The organism is Streptomyces iconiensis (assembly GCF_028657195.3).
Lineage (GTDB): Bacteria > Actinomycetota > Actinomycetes > Streptomycetales > Streptomycetaceae > Streptomyces > Streptomyces iconiensis.
In genome coordinates this window covers 102,851-123,052 of record NZ_JANCPR020000021.1, presented here as the reverse complement: position 1 = coordinate 123,052, position 20,202 = coordinate 102,851, and the positions used below count along the sequence as shown (strand labels likewise).

18 protein-coding genes, 1 tRNA gene and 1 pseudogene are annotated in these 20,202 nt (G+C 70.2%); 9 read left to right on the top strand and 11 right to left on the bottom strand.

Annotated elements, in window-relative coordinates:
• Positions 1–12: 12 nt before the first annotated feature.
• Positions 13–867, bottom strand: a complete 855-nt coding sequence (locus NMN56_RS21745; protein WP_274042288.1) for a class I SAM-dependent methyltransferase — start codon at positions 865–867, stop codon at positions 13–15.
• A 141-nt stretch (positions 868–1,008) separates the two neighbouring features.
• Between NMN56_RS21745 and NMN56_RS21740 the strand changes: the two genes are divergently transcribed.
• Entirely contained in the window at positions 1,009–1,626 is a 618-nt protein-coding gene (locus NMN56_RS21740) for a TetR/AcrR family transcriptional regulator (RefSeq protein WP_274042056.1), read from the top strand.
• A 212-nt stretch (positions 1,627–1,838) separates the two neighbouring features.
• On the opposite strand, the gene NMN56_RS21735 is transcribed toward NMN56_RS21740, so the two are convergent.
• A complete protein-coding gene (locus tag NMN56_RS21735) occupies positions 1,839–2,840 on the bottom strand; it encodes a cytochrome c oxidase assembly protein (protein WP_347178632.1) in 1,002 nt (333 codons plus the stop codon).
• Positions 2,840–3,406 (bottom strand): DUF2243 domain-containing protein, encoded by a 567-nt coding sequence (locus NMN56_RS21730; protein WP_274042055.1) that lies wholly within the window; start codon positions 3,404–3,406, stop codon positions 2,840–2,842. The genes NMN56_RS21735 and NMN56_RS21730 overlap by 1 nt, the downstream gene beginning before the upstream one ends.
• Positions 3,407–3,805: 399 nt before the next feature.
• Here NMN56_RS21730 and NMN56_RS21725 point away from each other — a divergent pair, with 399 nt between their 5' ends.
• Together NMN56_RS21725 and NMN56_RS21720 are read left to right on the top strand one after the other, a co-directional pair.
• Positions 3,806–4,687 carry an SDR family oxidoreductase gene (locus NMN56_RS21725; protein WP_274042054.1) on the top strand — a complete coding sequence of 294 codons (882 nt, stop codon included), beginning with the start codon at positions 3,806–3,808 and terminating at the stop codon, positions 4,685–4,687.
• Positions 4,688–4,801: 114 nt separating this feature from the next.
• Positions 4,802–5,377 carry a TerD family protein gene (locus NMN56_RS21720; RefSeq protein ID WP_274042053.1) on the top strand — a complete coding sequence of 192 codons (576 nt, stop codon included), beginning with the start codon at positions 4,802–4,804 and terminating at the stop codon, positions 5,375–5,377.
• A 125-nt stretch (positions 5,378–5,502) separates the two neighbouring features.
• Here the strand turns inward: NMN56_RS21720 and NMN56_RS21715 are convergent, their stop codons facing one another.
• The 3 genes from NMN56_RS21715 to NMN56_RS21705 form a co-directional block, all read right to left on the bottom strand.
• Entirely contained in the window at positions 5,503–6,480 is a 978-nt protein-coding gene (locus tag NMN56_RS21715) for an MBL fold metallo-hydrolase (RefSeq protein WP_274042052.1), read from the bottom strand.
• Positions 6,481–6,641: 161 nt separating this feature from the next.
• Complete coding sequence (locus NMN56_RS21710; RefSeq protein WP_430542665.1) at positions 6,642–7,472, bottom strand: SGNH/GDSL hydrolase family protein; 831 nt, start codon at positions 7,470–7,472, stop codon at positions 6,642–6,644.
• Positions 7,473–7,656: 184 nt separating this feature from the next.
• Entirely contained in the window at positions 7,657–7,998 is a 342-nt protein-coding gene (locus tag NMN56_RS21705) for a winged helix-turn-helix transcriptional regulator (RefSeq protein ID WP_274042050.1), read from the bottom strand.
• A 258-nt stretch (positions 7,999–8,256) separates the two neighbouring features.
• On the opposite strand from NMN56_RS21705, the gene NMN56_RS21700 reads away from it, so the two are divergent.
• From NMN56_RS21700 to NMN56_RS21680, 6 genes and pseudogenes are all read left to right on the top strand, one after another.
• Positions 8,257–9,015: an SDR family NAD(P)-dependent oxidoreductase gene (locus tag NMN56_RS21700; protein WP_274042049.1), complete on the top strand. Its 759-nt coding sequence runs from the start codon at positions 8,257–8,259 to the stop codon at positions 9,013–9,015.
• 128 nt (positions 9,016–9,143) lie between these two features.
• A pseudogene (locus tag NMN56_RS43295) lies at positions 9,144–9,422 on the top strand (ATP-binding cassette domain-containing protein); the annotation flags it as partial.
• 30 nt (positions 9,423–9,452) lie between these two features.
• Entirely contained in the window at positions 9,453–10,334 is an 882-nt protein-coding gene (locus NMN56_RS21695) for an ABC transporter ATP-binding protein (RefSeq protein ID WP_430542669.1), read from the top strand.
• A gap of 8 nt (positions 10,335–10,342) precedes the next feature.
• Entirely contained in the window at positions 10,343–11,317 is a 975-nt protein-coding gene (locus tag NMN56_RS21690; RefSeq protein WP_274042048.1) for an ABC transporter substrate-binding protein, read from the top strand.
• 31 nt (positions 11,318–11,348) lie between these two features.
• Positions 11,349–13,553, top strand: coding sequence for an iron ABC transporter permease (locus NMN56_RS21685; RefSeq protein ID WP_274042047.1), 2,205 nt, complete (start codon positions 11,349–11,351; stop codon positions 13,551–13,553).
• A 290-nt stretch (positions 13,554–13,843) separates the two neighbouring features.
• Positions 13,844–13,928 (top strand) — tRNA-Leu (locus NMN56_RS21680).
• On the opposite strand, the gene NMN56_RS21675 is transcribed toward NMN56_RS21680, so the two are convergent.
• The 5 genes from NMN56_RS21675 to NMN56_RS21655 all read right to left on the bottom strand — a co-directional run bounded on the left by NMN56_RS21675 (position 13,910) and on the right by NMN56_RS21655 (position 19,603).
• Positions 13,910–14,791: a recombinase family protein gene (locus NMN56_RS21675; protein WP_274042046.1), complete on the bottom strand. Its 882-nt coding sequence runs from the start codon at positions 14,789–14,791 to the stop codon at positions 13,910–13,912. The two genes, NMN56_RS21680 and NMN56_RS21675, sit on opposite strands and share 19 nt — an antisense overlap.
• Before the next feature lie 592 nt (positions 14,792–15,383).
• Positions 15,384–16,439 (bottom strand): TRM11 family SAM-dependent methyltransferase, encoded by a 1,056-nt coding sequence (locus NMN56_RS21670; protein ID WP_274042045.1) that lies wholly within the window; start codon positions 16,437–16,439, stop codon positions 15,384–15,386.
• Between the two features lie 64 nt (positions 16,440–16,503).
• Positions 16,504–17,022 (bottom strand): class I SAM-dependent methyltransferase, encoded by a 519-nt coding sequence (locus NMN56_RS21665; protein ID WP_274042044.1) that lies wholly within the window; start codon positions 17,020–17,022, stop codon positions 16,504–16,506.
• Between the two features lie 1,034 nt (positions 17,023–18,056).
• Positions 18,057–19,094, bottom strand: coding sequence for a hypothetical protein (locus NMN56_RS21660; protein ID WP_274042043.1), 1,038 nt, complete (start codon positions 19,092–19,094; stop codon positions 18,057–18,059).
• 14 nt (positions 19,095–19,108) lie between these two features.
• Positions 19,109–19,603 (bottom strand): hypothetical protein, encoded by a 495-nt coding sequence (locus tag NMN56_RS21655; RefSeq protein WP_274042042.1) that lies wholly within the window; start codon positions 19,601–19,603, stop codon positions 19,109–19,111.
• Positions 19,604–20,202 lie beyond the last annotated feature (599 nt).

The window sequence follows — 20,202 nt, the reverse complement described above, 5'->3', positions numbered from 1 at the left end:
ACGGCTGAAGGGTTAGGACCCTGCCGGACGGTCCGCCGTGACCAGCCATGACGTGCTGCACAGCCAGACAGTGCCGTCCGCCGCTTCGTGGCCGAGCAGGTGTTCCGTCAGGGTGCCGAGGGCGCGGGCCCGTGCGGTCGGCCCGGCGTGCTCCATCAGGTGGCGCCCGGGTCCCGTTCCCAGCATGAACTCCGCCGCGTCCTCGGCTCCGCGCCCCCATACCCCGTACGCCTGGGTCTGGGTGAGGGTGACGTCGGCGAATCCCGCCGTGGTGAGGACGCCACGGATGCGGTCCGGGGCGGCCAGGGAGAACATTCCGGGCAGGCCCGGCCTCCCCAAGTCGCCGACCGGAAGGAAGTCGCGCAGTGAAGCCAGCGCCGCCACCCAGCCGTTGAGCGTGGCGTCGGCCGGGCAGACGAACGCCAGGCGCCCGCCGGGTCGCAGCGCCCGGCCGACGTTCCCGAACGCCGCCACCGCGTCGGCGAAGAACATCACCCCGTAGCGGCTGATCGCCGCGTCGAACGCGGCGGGCTCGAAGGAGTAGGTCTGCGCATCGCCTTGCGTGAAGGTGACGTTGGCGATGCCGGCCTTCTGCGAACGGGCCCGCGCCTCGGCCAGCATGGGGCCGGACAGGTCGAGGCCCAGCGCGCTCCCCCGGGGCGCCCGCAGTGCGGCGAGGCGCGTGGTCTGCCCGGAGCCGCAGCCGACGTCAAGGGTCCGGTGCGCCCCGGTTGTTCCAGCGGCTTCGAGCAGCGGCTCGTCGAAACCCTCGTTCACGGCGTTCCAGCGGTCCTGGTTGCGAGCCCAGTGGACGCCTTCGGAGCCGTTCCATGCCTTCGCCTGCTCGGTGTTGACGACGTCTGACACGAGTGCCTCCTGCGCTGGGACGACAAGAATGGGCATGCGCCCAAACCATATGGGCACGTGCCCATACAGGCAATCCTCGCTACGATGCGCGAGGTCGGGGGCCCTGTTGCGGGCGATGGCGGCACAACGGAAGAGAGGCCCATGTCACCGCGAGGAGTGGCGACACCGGATGTGCGCGAGCGGCTGTTCGCAGCCGCCGAGCGAGTCGTGGAGCGGGCGGGTCCTGGCGCGCTCACCAGCCGATCCGTCACCACTGAGGCGGGCTGCGCCAAGGGTTTGCTGCACGCGCACTTCGCAGGGTTCGACGTGTTCGTGGCCGAGCTCTGCCTCGACCGGTTCGCGCGGACGGCAGCGAAGGCGGAGGCGCTGACGGAGCTCTCCGGGCAGGGCACGGTGGTGCGGAACCTCGATGCTGTCGTGCACGCTCTGTTCGACTCCGGTGGCCCCGCACTGTCGGGCCTGGCCATGACCCGCCCCAACGCCACGTTGCGCATCCGCGAGGCACTGGAAGGCGGGGCACCGGGCTTCGCCTCGATCCAGGAGGCCATCACCGGCTACTTGGAGTCCGAGCAGAAGCTCGGCAGGGTGGCAAAGAGCGCCGACCCGGGCACCATGGCGCTCGCGATCGTCGGCACCGCCCATCACCTGCTGCTGACCAGCTGGCCCGGCACACCCGACCCACAGCCCGTCATGACACGGTTGGTGGCCTCGTTGGTGAAGGGCCAGGGAGCGGCCAGGGAACGGCCGGCTGATCAGTAGCCAGGGCCGGAGACGTGAGGCATCGGAAGGCCACTGGTGCCGTGAGACACGTACGCCCTCGCGGCACAGCGCGCGGCGGCGGCCCGGTAGTTCTTCAACCGGTTGCCAGTTGCCCAGGTACTTACTCGACCTCGTTCCCGCGGGTGCAGCCTGACGGGTCGAACCCGTGGGCCCGACCGCCCCCCTGCGAGCCACGTCGGCAGCGGCGTCGTTCAGGCGTTGGCGCCCGTGCCGGGCCGGAACATGTGCGTCGTGGCCGTACCGTCCGGGGACCGCGCGGTACGGGCCCGGCGGACCGGGCGCCAGGTGGCTACGAGGGCGGCGGCCAGGAGGAGTTCGGCGATGTCGCCGCCGTAGTACATGATCTCCGCGCCGCCCTGGACCTGTTCGGCCGGTGCGCGTACGCCGAGGTGGAGTCCGGCGTACATCAGCTGCGAGAGGGTCGCGTGCCCCGCGATGGCGACGCCCAGGACGCACAGGCGTGCGGGGACACCCGGGCGGGACGGCGCCGGGTCAGGGCCTGCGATCACCCAGGCGAACAGGCACCCGGAGAGCAGGAAGTGTGCGTGCAGGGCGTGGTGGGCGAGGGCCTGGCCTGCCGTGGCCTCGTACAGGGGCGTGAAGTACAGGGCTCCCAGAGAGCCGACGCTCAGCAGCAGCGCGACGGCCGGGTTGGCGACCAGGTGCAGGGGGCGGCTGCGCAGCGCGCGGGCCAGGCGCCGTGCGTGGCGGGCCGGCAGGGTGCGCAGGAGCAGGGTGACGGGGGCGCCGAGCACGAGCGCGAGGGGCGCGTACATGCCGATCAGCAGGTGCTGGAGCATATGGCCCCTGAAGTCCGCGTGTGCGAACGGTGCCAGCGGCGGCACCAGCGCACCGCCGAGCAGGACGAGTCCCGTCAGGAACCATCCCGTGCGCCAACGGCTCCAGCCCACCGTGGGGTTGTGCTCGCGCGCCAGCGCCGCCAGCAGCAGGTAGCCGGCGCCCAGGATCAGCACAGCGGTCACCGGGAGCGCCACGTCCAGCAGCGGGCTGCTCGTACCGGTCCCGTGGTGCCCGTGCCCGTGCTCGTGCCCGAGTGCCTGCGCGTGCGCCTGTACGTGTGCGTGTCCGGTCAGCCAGTGGTCTGCCGTACCGGCGCCGGACACCCCGTTCGCGAGCTCCGTACCGGCGCCGGACACCCCGTTCGTGAGCGCCGTTCCGCCGCCGGACAGCATCAGGCGGCCGGGCGGGTGGGCGGGCCGGTGAGGAGGTCGTCGTCCGGGTCGAACGGGCGTGCGCGGTGCTGGATGAGCCAGCCCACGATGAGGAACAGCCCGCCCGCCACCAGGAACGCCGCGTCCCACCACGCCTGGTGAGGTCCGGCGTAGACGTGATGGATACCGAGGATCTGGTGGTCGAGCAGCCCCTCGACGAGGTTGAAGACGCCCCACCCGGCGAGCACCCAGCCCCACAGCGCGGGTGAGGTCCACACGCGGCGCCTGCCGTGGGTCACGCGTGCGTAGAGGACGGCCAGGCCCACCAGGACGGCGATCCAGCAGACGGCGTGGAAGAAGCCGTCCCACACGGTGTTCATCCGGAGCCCGTCAACGGTGTCGGCCGAGTAGTACTTCACGCCGATACGGTCCTGATCCGTGCTGGTCAGCATGTGGTGCCAGCGCAGGATCTGGTGCAACAGGATGCCGTCGACGAATCCGCCGAGCCCCACGCCCAGTACCAGGCCCGGCAGTTGCAGGCTCCTGGGCCCGGATTCGGTACGGGCACCGCCGGTAGTGACGGCCATCGTGCACCCCTTTCGTCGTCGGTCCCGTTTCGTCTTTCGTCGTCGGTCCCGTTTCGTCGTCGGTCCCCGGGCACGCACCGGACGGCGCCGGTCCTCAGGTACACCCGTCCCCCGCGGCCGAGGGCGGGTTCCCCTCGCGGTCCAGCCCAGTCACCCACGTACGCCGGGCGCCCACCACCCGGAGGGGCCCGAACGGCCGACGCGCTCGCTGCCGGGCCCCGCACCGTGTGTTGCGCCGTCCGGGCACCGCGGCCTGAGCAGCGTGTTTCGGGAGGTCCCCGGCGGTTACCCCTGCCGAGGCCCCGCAGACGACCGGGAGGCAGCGGGGCGTGCCGCCGTCCGCGCCGGGTCGGCCCGTACGGCCGGAGAACCGCAGGAGACCGAACCACAGGAGGAGCCATGAACGGGTCAGGTGAGCATCCGGCCGACAAGCACCCCAAGCCCTCGTTCCCCCAGCAGGAACAGGAGCCCCCCGGTGACACGGAGCAGATGGAGCCGCGCCCCGACCACGGAGAGCGCACATACCGGGGCAGCGGGCGGCTGCGTGACCTCCGTACGGTCATCACCGGGGGCGACTCGGGCATCGGGCGGGCGGTGGCGCTCGCTTACGCGCGCGAGGGTGCCGATGTGCTCTTCAGCCATCTGCCCGAGGAGGCGAGCGAGGCGGACGAGACGGTACGGCTCGTGGAGGACGCCGGACGGCAGGCGATCGCGGTGCCCTGTGACATCCGGGAGGAGGCACAGTGCAGGACGCTGGTGGAGAGGGCCGCCGGACAGTTCGGCCGTATCGACGTCCTGGTCAACAACGCCGCCTACCAGATGGCACGGTCCAACGGGCTGGAGGACATCAGCACGGAACAGTTCGACCGCGTGGTGCGCACCAATCTGTACGGCATGTTCTGGCTGTGCCGGATGGCCCTCCCCCACATCCCGCAGGGCGGCTGCATCATCAACACGACCTCGGTACAGGCGTATCGGCCCAAGCCGCACCTGCTGGACTACGCCATGACCAAGGGCGCGATCGTCACCTTCACCCAGGGCCTCGCGCAGAATCTGGCCGCGCGCGGCATCCGCGTCAACGCCGTCGCGCCCGGGCCCGTGTGGACGCCGCTGATTCCCTCGACGCTGCCCGACACCAGCGAGTTCGGCGCCGGCAGCCTGCTCGAACGCCCCGCGCAGCCGGCCGAGATGGCTCCCGGTTATGTCTTTCTCGCCTCGGAGGACGCCACGTACATCACGGCCGAGATCCTGAACGCGACGGGCGGCCAGCCGCTGCCCTGAGCGGGGCGGCAAAAACCGGCGAATTCGCTGCCAGGACGCAACACCGCATCCCTTCTACAGTCCTGTAGGTTTTTCGGCACCTGATGCACACCCGAACACCCTCAGGAGGGGATTGTGGGAGTCTCACTGGCCAAGGGCGGCAATGTCTCGCTCAGCAAGGAAGCACCCGGGCTGACCGCCGTCACCGTAGGACTGGGCTGGGACGTACGGACCACCACCGGCACCGACTTCGACCTGGACGCCAGCGCGCTGCTCGTCGACACGGGCAGCAAGGTCATCTCCGACCAGCACTTCGTCTTCTTCAACAACCTCACCAGCCCCGACGGTTCCGTCGAGCACACCGGTGACAACCTCACGGGCGAGGGCGAGGGCGACGACGAGGCGATCAAGGTGAACCTCGCCGCCGTGCCGGCCGAGGTCGACAAGGTCGTCTTCCCCGTCTCCATCCACGAGGCGGAGAGCCGCCAGCAGAGCTTCGGCCAGGTGCGCAACGCTTTCATCCGCGTCGTCAACCAGGCCGACAACAACGAGCTGGCCCGCTACGACCTCACCGAGGACGCCTCGACCGAGACGGCGATGGTCTTCGGCGAGCTGTACCGCAACGGCGCCGAGTGGAAGTTCCGCGCCGTCGGCCAGGGCTACGCCTCCGGCCTGCGCGGTATCGCACAGGACTTCGGCGTCAACGTCTGAGCGCCTTCCCACACCGGCCGGTCAGCCGCAGCACACGGACCGGCCCGCACCACCCCGGCCCGGGCCCCGCGCACATCGAAGCGCGGGGCCCCGGTCATGCCCGGGGCTCCCCGGGAGGCGGCACCTCACTCCGCGGGGTACGCGGCTCCCGAGGCACGCGGCTCCGTGAGGCACGCGGCCAGGCCGAGCAGTTCCAGCGTCGACTCCGGTGCGGGAGCGCCGAGTTCGCGGTAGACCGAGGCGGCGGCTGTCAGCAGCCGCTCGGGGTGGGTCCACTCCTCGTAACCGTGGAGGGGCATGGCGCGCACCGCGTCGAGGAGGGGGACCCCCGCGGTCGCGGCGCGCGAGGCGTGGGCCTGTACGTGGTGCAGGTAGTCGCGGAAACCGGCGAGGTCGCCCCGGTCGGCGAGCGGGCCGTGGCCGGGTACGAAGGTCTCGGCGCCGGTCGCCAGCAGCCGGTCGCACGCCGCCGCCCAGTTCGTCAGGGGCCCGCTCCAGACGACCGGATGGCCCCGGTGGAAGAAGAGGTCACCGCAGAAGACCACACCGGCGCCGGGCACATGCACGGCCACGTCGCCCTCGGTGTGCGCGGGCCCCACCTCCAGCAACTCCACCTCGGTGCCGCCCAGTTGCACGGTCAGCCGACCGGAGAACGTGGTCCAGGCGCGGGTCTCCGCCACGCCGCCGAAGTCGAAGGCACCGAAGTGCTCGACGAGATACCGCCCGACCTCGCCCGGCGGCGGCTGCTCCTGGAGCTGCCGCAGGAGGGCCGGCGAGACCTCCTTGTCCACACCGGCCACGTTCGCCGCCGACGTGAGGAACCTGGCCCCGGGAAAGAGCTGGTTGCCCCAGCAGTGGTCCCCGTTCAGATGCGTGTTGACGACCGTGCCGACCCGCGCGCCCGGTACGGCCTCCTCGACCGCGGCACACAGCGTCCGTGTCTGTGCCAACGTGAAGAACGTGTCCACCAGCAGGGCTTCACCACCGTCGGCGACCAGCCCGGCGTTCGCGTACCCCCAACCGCCTTCCCCTTGAACGAACGCGAAGACGTTCTCGCCCAACCGTTCGGTGACCAGTGCCTCGGTACTGCCTTGCGATGCCATACACCCATGCTGGCGCACATCCCCGCGCCACCTGGGAGCGGGTGCCGAGGCGGCGGACGGCGTCCGGACCTACAGCGGCAGGGGCCCGGGCTTACGGGGGGGGGCAGGAGCCCGGACCTACAGGGGCAGGAGCCCGGGCTTACAGCGGCAGGACTTGGGGCCTACAGCGGCAGGAGTTCGGGCCGCTTGGCTTCGACATGGTCGCCGGAGGACTGGCCCCGCAGCCGGCGGCCGATCCACGGCAGGAGATGGTGGCGCGCCCAGTGGAGGTCGTCGCGCCGCGCCGCCGCCGGTGACCTGGGCCCGGCAGCAGGCAGCGAGGGCGCCGCCGTCAGCGCGGCGGGCGGCGGAACGGGCGACGACGGGGCTGCGGCCTCGACGCCGAGCGCCTCCGCACAGCGGCGTGCCACCCGTTCGTGCCCGAGCGCGGAGAGGTGGAGACGGTCCTCGCTCCAGGCATCGCGCTCCTGCACCGACCTGAGCGACCACAGATCGAGCACAGGGCAGTGATGCCGGTCCGCGAGTGCCCACAGATGTGTGTTGTACGTCGCGATCTTGCCGCGCAGATGACGCAGCACAGGCACGCCGCGGGTGTCGAAGCCGGTGCACACGACCACGGTGCCGACGCGGGTGAGGAGCTGGACCAGCGCCTTCTCGTACTGCTCCGCCAGCGCGTCCGGGTCGGACCCCGGCCGCAGGATGTCGTTCCCGCCCGCACAGAAGGTGACGAGGTCCGGCGCGAGCGCCGTGGCGCGCGGCACCTGTTCGGCGACGATCGGGCCGAGCAGCCGGCCCCGCACGGCGAGGTTGGCGTAGCGGAAACCGGGCGGCGCCTGCGCGGCAAGCATCCCGGCCAGGCGGTCGGCCCAGCCGACGAACGTACCGTCGGGACCGGGGTCCCCAACGCCCTCGGTGAAACTGTCGCCGATCGCCACGTACGACTCGACGGGTCCTGTCACGGTGGGTATCGATGAGCCTGTCACGAAATACATCTCATCAAGTACCCGTAAGGAAAGCTCCACGGGGGTGGCAGAACGTGCGCCGATCGACGCCCAACCTTTGCAAACACGCCACAACTGGAACTCGGATACCCGAGCACACCCGACAAATCCCCCTCTCGCTGCCCCTCCCCGCTCTCCGTTCACCGCTCCCCGGCGCTGACCCCCATGCGGTCGGTCAGGACCGTGACCGCGGTGGATGAGCGTCGGAGTAGCGGCGCCGGTTGTCACCGATTTCCTCGCGGTGCGCCGCGGCCCATTCACCCAGGGCGGTGGCGGCGTCCAGCAGCGTCGAGCCGAGTTCGGTCAGGGTGTACTCCACGCGCGGCGGAACGCTGGCGTAGACGGTGCGGGTCAGCAGACCGTCGCGTTCGAGCTGCCGCAGCGTGAGGGTGAGCATCCGCTGCGAGATACCGGTGACGGCGCGGTGCAGCTCGCCGAAGCGCAGAGTGCGGTCACGGAGCTGTCCGACGACCAGGATGCTCCACTTGTCACCGACCACGCCGAGGACCCCCAGCACTTGCCGGCACACGTCCTCTTCGGACTCGCCACCCCCGCCCTCGCCCGCGCTCTCCGCCTCGCCTTCACCCTCACCGATGCCGGCTGCCGGCGGGTCGTCCGGGATGGGAGACAGCGGTTACCTCCGTGTACGTGACCGACAGCAATGTGCCGTCTTGTCCAACTCATCGTAGTGACGAAGCATGCACCTACGAACAAGAAGTAAGTATCGGGCCCCGCACGCGAGTTGCGCCGGGTTTCCGGTCGGAGAGAAACTTCGGTGGCAAAGACACTGGTTGTGGTCGGCGCGGGCCCCGGGCTGGGAATGGGGGTGGCCCATACGTTCGGCCGCCATGGCTTCAGGGTCGGACTGATCGCGCGCACGAAGGCGAAGCTGGATGCCCTGGTCGACGAGTTGGCCGGGCCGGGCATCACCGCCGCCGCCTTCCCCGCCGACATCCGCGACCCCGAAGCCCTCGCCGCCGCTCTCACCGCGGCGAAGAGCGCGCTGGGGCCGATCGACGTCCTGGAGTTCAGCCCCAGCCCGACAGGACCGATCACCCACGCAGCTCGGACCACGGTCGCCTCGGCCACCGCCCAGTTCGCACTGCACACACTGGGCGCCGTGGCCGCCGTACAGCATGTGCTGCCGGAGATGCGCGCCCGGGGCAACGGCACCCTGCTGCTGACCACGAGAGTCTCCTCGACGGTCCCCGCACCCTTCCTGGCCAACGTCGGCATGGCCATGGCCGGCCTGCGGAACTGGGCGCACGCCCTGCACACCGAACTCCGGCCGGAAGGGATATACGTCGGCACGGTGACCATCGCCACCGGTATCGCCCCCGGCAAGGGCGAGTCCGACCCCGATGCCATCGGGGCCCGCTACTACGCCCTGCACCAGCAGCAGGACCGCGCCGAGGAAGTCATCGGCGACCTGCCGGCCTTCCAGGCCCTGGTCGACGACCGGGCCCGCATGGCCTCGGTCACAGCGGACTCCGCCACCGCGTCCGCCGCCGCGTCCTCCTCTACCTCTCGCTGAACCGCCCGTCGCCGCAACGGAGTTGGCAGACCGGGCGAAAACGGGGGCCGGGCCCGGAGCGGGCCCGGCGAGCCGCGCACGGCCCCCGTCACCTCAAGATCGTTTTAGGTTAGGCTAACCTAAGCGACGTGAACACCAAGGCACCCCGCCGGGACGCGCTCCCCCCGCGCGGACCCACCCCTGCCGGATACGGCCCTGCCGGAGCCGGCGCCGCCGGAGCCAGTCCTGCCGGATCAACCTCGCCCGGATACGGTCCTGCCGGATACGGCCTCGACGCGACGGGCATCACGGTCGCCTACGACGGTACCGACGTCGTGCACCAGGCCGATCTGCGCCTGCCACGTGGCCGCGTGACCGCGTTGATCGGGCCGAACGGCAGCGGGAAATCGACCCTGTTGCGCGCCCTGGCCAGGCTGCACAAACCCCGCACAGGCAGCGTGACCGTACCCGCCCAGGACACCAGAGCGGTTGCGGGCGCCGGGGTCGCCGAGAGCGCCGAGGACACCGAAAGCGCGAAAGGCACCGGGGGCGTCGGGACCGCCGGGACCGTCGGGACCGCCAAGGTCGCTGCGGGCGCCGCAGCCACCGGGGTCACCCCGGCCACCGACCGGGCAGAGGCACTCGACGCGCTCGACCCGGCCGCCCTGACTGCCCCGGCTGCCCCGGCCGTTCCGCTCGCGCCACCCGATCCGGTCGACGCACTCGCGCTCTCCCGTACCGACTTCGCCCGCCGGATCACGCTGCTCGCGCAGAGCCGCGCGGCGCCGTCCGGGCTCAGCGTTCGCGAGGTGGTCGGCTTCGGCCGGCACCCGTACCGGCAGCGGTTCCGGGGCGCCGGCGCCGACCCCGACGGCACACGGCTGGTCGAGCACGCTCTGGCCGTCACCGATGCCGCCTCGTTCGCGGACCGGGGTGTCGAGACCCTCTCCGGCGGCCAGTTGCAGCGCGTCTGGCTCGCCTGCTGCCTCGCGCAGGACACCGACGTACTGCTGCTCGACGAGCCGACCACCTACCTCGACCTGCGGTACCAGGTCGAGATCCTCGACCTGGTCCGCGACCTCGCCGACGCCCACGGCGTGACCGTAGGAGTCGTACTGCACGACCTGGACCAGGCCGCCTCGGTGGCCGACCAGATCGTCCTGCTCTCGGCAGGACGCGTCGCCGCCACCGGCACTCCGGCCGAGGTGTACGACCCCGCACTGCTGTCGGAGACGTACGGCATCCGTATCGAGGTCGACCACGACACCTCCCCCGGCAGCCCCCGCACCCGCGCGGTGGGCCGGCACCACCTTCGCCACCAGCACACCGAAAGGCCCTGAACTCCCCGATGGCCACCAAGCACAAGACATGGCTCCTGATCGCCGCCGCCACGGCGACCACACTCGTCGGCTGCGGCACCACAGAGGCGCCCAAGAAGGACAGCGACTCCGCTTCGGGCCTCACCGTCACCGACGCCCGCGGCAAGAAGGTGAAGCTCGACGGGCCTGCCAAGCGCATCGTCACCACCGAGTGGAACGTCACCGAGTCGCTGCTCACCCTGGGCGTCACCCCCGTCGGTGTCGCCGACGTCAAGGGCTACCGGGCCTACGACACCGCGGCCAAGCTCACCGGCGACGTCAAGGACATCGGCACACGCGGTGAACCCAGCGTCGGAACCGTGGCCGGGCTGAAGCCGGACCTCGTCGCCGCCACGACCGACCTGCCCGACTCCGCGATCCGCCAGCTCTCCAAGATCGCCCCGGTTGTCGTCGTCAAGTCCGCCGACGCGAGCAAGCAGATCTCCCAGATGACCGACAACATGCGCCTCCTCGCCCAGGCAACGGGCAAGGAGGACAAGGCCAAGGCCGAGGTGACCTCCTTCCGCGCCTCGCTCGCCGCCGGAAGGAAGAAGCTCGCCGCCGCCGGACTGGACGGCGAAAAGGTCGCGTTCGCGGACGGCTCCCAGCAGGGCAACCAGGTCTCGATACGTCCGTACGCCAAGGGCGCACTGTTCGCGGACATCAACACCGAACTGGGCCTGAAGAACCCCTGGCCCATGAAGGGCGACAAGAACTACGGCCTCGCGGCCACGGACGTCGAGGGCCTGACGAAGATCGGTGACGCGCACTTCGCGTACATCACCAACTCCGCCGACGGCAAGGACCCGTTCGCCGAAGGACTCAAGGACAACGGCGTGTGGAAGTCCCTGCCCTTCGTCAAGAAGGACCGGGTGCACCGGCTGCCGGACGGCATCTGGATGTTCGGCGGCACCGCGTCGGCACGGCAGTACGCCGACGCGCTCGTGAAGTCCCTGACCAACTGAGCCCGGGCCACCACCCGTGAACATCCGAACCATGAAGTTCCGGCACACGTCAGCGACCACACCGGCCGAGGCACCGCGCCCGGCCGAGGCAGCGTCCCCGGCCGGCGCCCCCGCCACAAACGCCTCACTCGTCACAACCGGCCCAACCAGCCCAACGGGGCCAACGGGGCCAACGGGCTCAACGGGCTCAACCAACGGCGCCCGTACGGCCCTCCTGGCCGTGGCCGCGCTCCTCGCCCTCGTCCTCCTCGCCGCCGTACACGTGAGCCAGGGCACCGCGGGCATCGGTCCGCACGCCCTCTGGCAGGCGGTGACCAGTTGGATGTCGGGACGGAGCGGAACGGGCGACGCCGCACCCGTACTCGTGGCCTCCCGGCTGCCCCGGCTCGCGGCAGGGCTGCTCGTGGGCTGTGCGCTGGGCGCGGCGGGCGCGGCGCTGCAATCGGTGTCGCGCAATGTGCTGGCCTCCCCCGACACCCTCGCGGTGAACGCGGGCGCCTACCTCGCTGTCGTCGCCGTAGCCGCCTTCGGCATCTCCCTGCCCGTACTATCCGCCGGAGGCACGGCGTTCGCCGGCGGTCTGCTCGCCGCCGGCATCGTGCTCGGCCTCTCGCGGGCGGGAACGGGACCGATCCGGCTCGTGCTGGCCGGCTCCGCGCTCGCTCTGGCACTCAGCGGGCTGAGCGGGATGCTGCTGCTCCTGCGCGCCCAGCAGACGACGGGCCTCTTCGCCTGGGGCAACGGTTCGATCGCACAGACCGGTATGGGCGCCGTCGAACAGCTGGCGCCGGTCGTCGCCGCCGCGCTGCTCGGCCTCCTGCTGCTGGGCCGGCGGCTCGACATCCTGGCGCTGGGCGACGACGGCGCCTCCGTCGTCGGCGTCAGCCCGCGCCTCACCCGCGGCATCGCAGTCCTGCTGTCCGTACTGCTCGCGGCCGTCGCCGTCACGATCGCAGGACCGATCGGCTTCGTCGGCCTGTGCGCGCCCGCCATCGTGCGGCTCGTGGCCGCGTGGGCGCCCGGACTCGCGCGCCACCGCGCGTTCGTCCCCGCGTCCGCGCTGGCCGGAGCGCTCGTGCTGCTCGGCGCCGATGTGCTGCTGCGCGCCCTGTTCGGCGCCCAGGCAGGCGCCGCCGTGCCGACCGGGATCGTCACGACCTTCTTCGGTGCCGTCGTCCTCGTCGCGCTGGCCTACCGCGCCCGCGACGCGGGCGCCGCCGGCGCGACGACGGCCTTCGCGCGCCTGCGCGGCCGACGCGCTTTCGTCCTCACCCTGGTACTGACCAGCACCGGCCTGGTCGCCGCTGTCGTGACCGCCACCCTCCTCGGCGACACCCCGCTGCTGCTCGGCGACGTCACCAACTGGCTTACGGGGGACGTGGGTCAGGCCGTCGCGTTCGTACTCGACACCCGCGTGCCGAGGATCGCCGCCGCACTGCTGGCAGGCGCCGCGCTGGCCACAGCGGGAGCGGTCGTGCAGGCGGTCTCCCGCAACCCGCTGGCCGAGCCCGCCATCCTCGGAGTCGTCGGCGGCGCCGGCGTCGGCGCCGTCCTCACCCTCACCCTCGTACCCCTGGCAAGCTTCGTGCTGGTCAGCGGCTCCGCACTCGCGGGCGCCGCGCTCACGGCCGTACTCGTCTTCGGACTCGCCGCACGCCGCGGCCTGGAGCAGAACCGGCTGGTACTGGTCGGCATCGGTGTATCGGCCGGTACGTCCGCGCTGGTCAGCCTGCTGATCGTGCTCACTGACCCACACAACGGGACCAAGGCGCTGGTGTGGCTCTCCGGCTCCACCTACGGCCGTACGTTCCCCGAGGTGCTGCCGGTCGCGGCGGCGCTCCTGCTGTGCCTGCCCATACTCGTCACGCTGCGCCGCACCCTCGACCTCATCGGCCTGGACGCCGACACACCCCGCCTGCTCGGCATCCGCCCCGGCGCGACCCGGCTCGGCCTGCTGAGCATCGCCGTCCTCCTCACCGCGACCGCTGTCGCCGCGGTCGGCGTGGTCGGCTTCGTCGGCCTCGTCGCCCCCCACGCGGCCCGCGCCCTCGTCGGCCAACGCCACGCACGCGTGCTCCCCGTCGCCGCCCTGCTCGGCGCCCTCCTGGTAACCGTCGCCGACACCATCGGCCGCACCCTGGCCGCACCCGCCCAACTCCCCGTCGGCCTCGTCACCGCCGTCCTCGGCGCCCCGTACTTCACCTGGCTCCTATGGCGAACCAAGCCCACGGCATAACCCCGTTCCCCCCACCCCACGAACCGGGCGCCCCCCGCTTCACGGGCCGCGTGCGCGTGCCCCTTTCCCGACCGGGCTCGCGAAGAGGGTGCCCCTGCCGGTGCTTCGCGGGCCGCAGCTGCGCCGTGGCTCGTCGCGCAGTTCCCCGCGCCCCTGACGGGGCGCCTCTTTCACCCTCCGTGACGCTCCGCTCACCCCGCAGCCATACACCGGAAATCCCTGGTGAGAAGCACTCCAAACCCTTGGTATCGTTGTCCACGTCGCACCGGCCAAGGCCGGAGCGCAGCCCAGTCCGGGTGGCGGAATGGCAGACGCGCTAGCTTGAGGTGCTAGTGCCCTTTATCGGGCGTGGGGGTTCAAGTCCCCCCTCGGACACGTACTGGTACCCCACGGGTACTCGTAGAGTGCTGGTCGAGATGCATCTCGACCAGCACTTTTTGTTGCGCGGGGTCGTAGCGGAGACGGATTCCTAGCCGTTTGTAGAGCTCCGCTTTGTCGGCCGGGTCGGCTTGAGGGATCACCTTTGAAAGATCGCCGACCGACCGTACGAGACGTGCGACCTCTTCACGGTCCGTGACGGCACGCCGTTTCCTGGAGTCGGCTCGCAGCTCAGTCTCTGCTTGGGCTCTGCGGGCCTGGGTTTCGCAGAGCCACTGTGTGACGAGTACGGGATCTGCGCCGGCTTCAAGTGCGGCACGGTGGGCGGCCAGTTTGGAGTCGCACTCGACGATAAACGCACGCGCCGCAGTTCCGGGATCGATCGAGGGCTCGTCCGGCGCGGCCGTGGCAGACGCCATGAGATCGATCGTCTCCTCGACCCGATGGGGAAGGAAGACCTTGGTCAGCCAGTCATCCAACGGACCGATTACCCAGGCTTCACGCAGGTAGATGTTCCGGGGGTGCTGGATTCCATGCGCCGGGCCCGTACGGGCCCGACTGCGGAAGAAGTCATGCACTCGGGCGAAGGTGTCATCATCGACAAGTGGGGTGTGGACGATCCCTTTGGAGATGATCCACTTGTCCTGGCTGTTCCAGCGAAGCTTGGTGGTACAGCCGAGACCAACATCATGGACGTCGAGCAGCGACTCGTGTTTGTGCTGCCGGTTCCAGACCTGGTGGCCGGTGTAGCGGGGATTGTCCAGGATGGCGCGGACGGCGCTCTTGGACCAGGCGCGGGTATCGCGGTGGGGATTGCGGGCCGGGTCTGGCGAATCGAAGTGGTCGACGGGGAGCAGCATCGGTGGTGGGTGCCTGCTTCCGCGAGCGGTGAAGCCAGGGCAGGCAGGGGTTAGTTTCGCCCATGCGCACGCTCCTCGTGTTGATGTTCCGTGGGGTCGTCCAGTGGTAGCTCCATGCTCGCCAGAGCGCCAGTGCGCTCTACGTACTGCTTGAGGAACCGCAACAGAACTGCGGCGGCAGCGTGATTGAATTCCGGCTCGGAGACGACGAATTGGACGTGCAGTTGGCCCGGTGGCGTGTCTGGGCCAGGCCGTCTGCTCAAGCGGCACCTTTCGTCAGGGCGTCACGTCCGACGCCGTTCATACTCGTCCGTCGTAGGGCGACGCCGCTGAGGGAGTAGAGCCCGGGCCGAACACTCGGAGAAGGCTCCGTCTGGGGGAGCAGCATCCGGGCGGGGCGGTCAGGTCGTTGGACTGCCGTAAGGGATAGTCGGCCTCCGGTTGCTGCTGCACCGCCCAGAGCTCGCGCCGTGCCGGTCCAGGACATGGTGCGGGCGCGTGAGGCTCTGCTGCGGCCCGACTGCCGGTTGATCGCTGACTATGGGCGCTCCGTCTCAGTGCCCTCTTCAAGCCCGTCCCCAAACGGGCGTCGTCACCCGGGTGCCGGTGGCCCGTTAGGGAACGACGGCGTTGCCGAGGAGGTGGGTGAGGTGTCTGGTTCGGACCGATGTGTCCGGTCGGGCGCGTGGTCGGCAGGGAGGTGGACGTACCCGTCGTTCGAGTTCGAGGCAGGGCGATGTGGTTGTCCCCTGCGGCCATTCGCCGTCTCGTGCTCCAGCTTGCGGAAGACGATGACGTCCTCGTGGACGATGAGGTGGAGGGGGGTGCCGCAGCGGCGGGCGTCGCGGACGTATTTGAGCTGGAAGAAGGAGGGGCGGGGGACGAGTCGGCTGTCGCGGATGCCGGCGAGAAGGGCGACATTCCGCTCGATGGGGATGAGACCGGCGCGGCGTCCGGCGCCGAGGACGGCGGTGGGCAGGTCGATGAGTTCGCCGTGGTCGCGCCAGGGACGGGTGACCACGACGGTGATGCCGCCGGGACGGAGCATGGCGTGGCAGGCGGTGAGGATGTCGGTGAAGGCGTCGAGGAGTTGGTCGGTGGGGGCGTGGGCGAGGTTGTGGGGGTCGTTGCTGTAGCGGTAGTGGCGTTTGGTGACGCCCGGGGTGCCGCTCTCGCGGGTGGAGCGGACCTGTCCGTGCAGGCTGCGCCCGTAGGGCGGTGAGGTGAGCACGAGGGCGATGCGGCCGTGGTGTGTGGTGGGGATGAGGCCGGTGAGATGGCGGGCGTCGCCCCAGTAGACCTCTCCGGCTCCGGTGGCGCCCTCGTGCGGGGCGGTGGCGGCGTTGAGGGCTGCGAGATGCGCCCAGCGTGCTTCGTATTCGATGCCGAGGGCGTGGCGGCCGAGGTGTTGGGCTTCGATGAGGGTGGTGCCGATGCCGCACATCGGGTCCATTACCAGTTCGCCGGGGCGGGAGTAGGTACGGATGGCGTGGGCGGCGAGGGCGGGGAGCATTTTGGCCGGGTGGTCGGCGGAGCCGGGTACGTAGTGGCGGGCCCGGCGCTGGTGAGGCGCCGAGGTGGGGGCGGTGTTCCACACTGACAACCCGGCTGGGGGCAGGTCCGGGCTGGCAGGGGCGGGTTCTGGCATGCACGGCTCCTTGAACAGCTTCGGGGAGTGGGCGGGGGGGTGACCGGCGCGTTCGTCTGCGTCTTCAGGCGCGTGGGAAGAACAGCACGAGGTCGGAGTGCGCCAAACCGGTGGGCAGCCCGTCTGCCCTTGCTGCGTGAGGTGGGGTGAGGTGGTCCGCGTCGGGGTGTGTGTGGGCGATGATGATGTGCTGGAGGTAGAGGAATCCGGCGCTGCGTGCGCAGGCAGTCAGCTCGCCCAGCGGGTCGTAGAGGCCGTGCTCGTCGCGGTGTTGGCGGGTGGCAACCAGCAGGATGCCTTCGGGCGGCAGCAGACGGTGGGCGCGGTGGAAGAAGCCGGGCCAGGCAGCCTGCGGCCCGGGCAGCGGTTCCAGCAGAGCGGCCGGAGGCGAAGGGCTGAAGTCGATCACCGTGTCGGGATGGATCTCGACGAGCAGCAGCGGAATGCCGGACGGGCCGTCATCGGGGCTGGTGTAGGCGGTGGTTCGGGCCCGGGTGTCGAAGCCTGTGGCGGCGGTGAGTGCGGACGGGGTCGATCCGTACGCGCAGCAGCGGTAGCGGCCCCCCGTCGGGGCGGGGGACAAGGTCGGTGCGGATCTTGTCCAGGGCCCAGTCGGGCAGTACCCAGCCGTCCTCGGACAGCGCCTCGGCGTCGGCCCCGGTGCCGGGGGCGGGGAGCCAGACGGTGGCCGGTGGACACGACCGGTACCGGCGGGGCTGCTGTCGGGCGTGCGCCGTGCGGGAGGCGATGTCACAGGTGCGGGCGGACTGCGTACGGTCGCCTGTGGTGCTCGGGAACGTGGGGCATGGGTGGTTGGGGCACGGGCAGGCGCGGAAGCCGCGAAGTGTGCTGACGGTAGGGATGGACATTCCGCACCCCCGCGATGGCGGGCCCAGGGCGAACGGATTCCGCCGAAGGCCGTTCAGCCGTGCGTTTCTCCGAAGCGGGGCCTTCGGGCCTCCGCATGCTTCCGGTGCCGTCGCCTGGCGGGTGCTGCTCTACGGAGTGAGGCAGCGGCTCACCTCGTGGACAGCAGCGGAGCCGTCGTCACACAACGAGGAGAAGTCGGCACGGGGTTGGGGGCAACGGAACGTCGGTGAGAAAGCGAGAGGGACGTCGGCGCGGCGGGCGACGTAACCCGGTCCATCCGGCCCTTGCGGCGCGACGGCCTCTACCGGGGGGGGGCGGACTGCCTGCGGCTCCGGCGCCTGATCGAGGGCGGACGAAGTGCGGGGAACCGATCGGCGTACCAGCCGGATTGGGGCGGGCGACGACGGCAGACCGGTCTGCGCGGCAGGCAGCGTCACATCCGCCCGCGCCTGCGCATCTCGATGAGGTAATGCCGGGTACTCACCACTGCCCAGAGGAGGCCGAGGACCCCGATGGCCATCAGCCCGAGCCTTTCCCATACTCCCGCGTCTCCTCGGAAGGCGGAGGTGCCAACCACCACAAGGAAGACCCCCAGGACGATGTCCCGCCATGTAGAGGGCCGGTACCGGAGAGTTCCGCGTCCCAGAGCACGTAGCCATGGGAGCAGGACGGGTCGGGAAGTACGGTGCGGCTCGGTATCGCGATGTCTGCCGCCCCGGTCCGGCGGTGTTCCTGCGGGACCCATGCTTACTTCCACCTCACCTGTTTCGGGGCGCCCGGTGCGACGACCCGACTTGTCGCGGTCTTCTCTTCCGGATCGAGGGCGGGTGTGTAGGCGAAATCGATCCCGGTCGCGACGGCCGCGGCCTGCCAACCGAAGAGCGGTTTGCCGCCCTTGCCGAGCCGGTTGATGAATGAGGGGCTGCGGTGTCGGCCTCCGGCTCCTGGGCCTCCCTTCCAGCGTTTGTCCATGGCGTCGGCTCCTAGCCCGGCAGCGTAGGAGGGGAGGAAGCCGGTCGCTGTGTTCAGGCCCTTGCTCAGGTTGCCGTCCGTTATCTGCCGACTGCCGAGGATCAGGGGGCGGAGGCTGAGGAACTCGGCGGCGGGCTTGAGGGTGCTGCTGCCGGGCACGGAGTTGGTCTGGCTGGCGACCACGCGGTCGGAGAGGTCCTTGAGGGAGAGGGGTGGGCCGTCGCGGCGCTGCCGTGCCAGCCCTTCTTTGGCGTCCTTCAAGCTGGTGAAGGCCGCGTTGTTGAAGCCCAGGGTGTATTCGGCCAGGAAGCGCAGCGCCTCGCTCAGGACGGAATCGGCCTTTTGAGCTGCCTCCAGGGCCTCGTCCCTGCGGATGCGGTAGCTGTGGATGGTCTCCTGGTACGCCTTCCGCAACGCTCCCAGGTCCTTCGTCTCAACCTTGTCGGGGTTGACGTAGACGGATCCGTCGTGGTCGTTGAGGGACAGGTGATCATGTCCCTTGACAGCATCCGCGATGGTGTCAAGTTGCTCTTTCGCGCCGCGAAAGGCGTGCAGGCCCTCGGAGAGCAGGCGATGGATGCTGTCAGCCTCCGTGCCCGCTGAGTCGATCTGGTACCGGATCCCGCTAAATGAGGTGAAGGCGGCGTCGGCCGCTTCCCCTTCCCAGCCTGAGGCGCGCAGCCCTTTGGTGACCTGTGTGTTGAAGGTCCTCTCGACTGCCGAGAACTTCCCGGACAGCTTCGCCCACTGCCCGACCGCGGAGGCGAGCTTCTCCAGGTTCACGTTCTTGACGTGTGTGTAGCCCGGTGCCACAGGCTCCCCTCTCGTCAGACAACGTCGCCTGGTTCGTACGGTTTCCTCGGTGGCATCTCACGAACCTCGGAAGTCTTTCCGTCGTTTTCCCCGGAACCGGAACCAGCGAAATTGCTGCCCTGGCGATGGTCCTCTCCCGAGAATGCGTCAGCGGCCGTCCGCAGTGCTCCGGCTACCCCTTCTGGCCCGAGGCTGTCCTTGACGTGGGCGACCTTTTTCTTCCAGCTATCCATATAGTCCTGGAGGGCCTCGTCACAGGCGAAGCCCTCCAAGGTGCCCGGGACTTCCCGGGTACTCGACGCCGTGACCCGCTGGGCATCCACGAAGTCCCTCGCGACTGTCTCTTCCGCGCGCTTGGCGCGCTTGCGCAACGCCCCGGCTGTGACCTTCAGGCTGCCCTTGCTTGAGCCATCCGCCCCACCAGCACCTGCGGAGTTGAGCCTGGTGCCCTCCGCCTGCCGCGACCGCGCCGCGGCGACAAGGCCGGTCCACTCCTGATCAAAACTCATGCGCCGCCCCCCTGTACAACGGTGCTCTTCCGCGCCCGGCAGACACCATGCTGACAGGCCGCATTTCGGCAAAAACCCTACGCCACGCGTTGCGCTGAGTGCGATGCGGGTGCTCGATTCTCCTCGTCAGTGAACGGGCCCTGTTTGTCGCGACTCACGCTCGAATCGAGGGCGGTAGCCCTCAGGCGCGGAGGCAGTTGAACTGCCGACAAGCGCACGGCAAGGACGACGCCCACATGTAGGCGAGTGCGATAGGGAGCAGCCCGGACGTGTTTGCCCCGGGGCGGCGACGCAGGCGAGACGCGAAAAAGGGGCGCTCCTACTGACTTTCGCCATCGGCAAGGCAGCCACCGGCCCGAAGGTGGAGGACGACGAAGAGGACGAGCTCAACGTCTCCACAGGTTTCGTTCCGGCGGATATGGCGTGTGGCTGCTGTTCCTGTCCGGCGTCCACATGATGCCCCAAACGACGGATCAGGGGGCGCGCTTAGCACCCTGACCTGCGGGAATCCCTAGTTTCTGATCTTCGTTGCGCAGGGTTCGACTTGTCATTACGCGAAGTTCGGTCTGTCCGTACTCCGTCGAGTATGTGATCTTGTC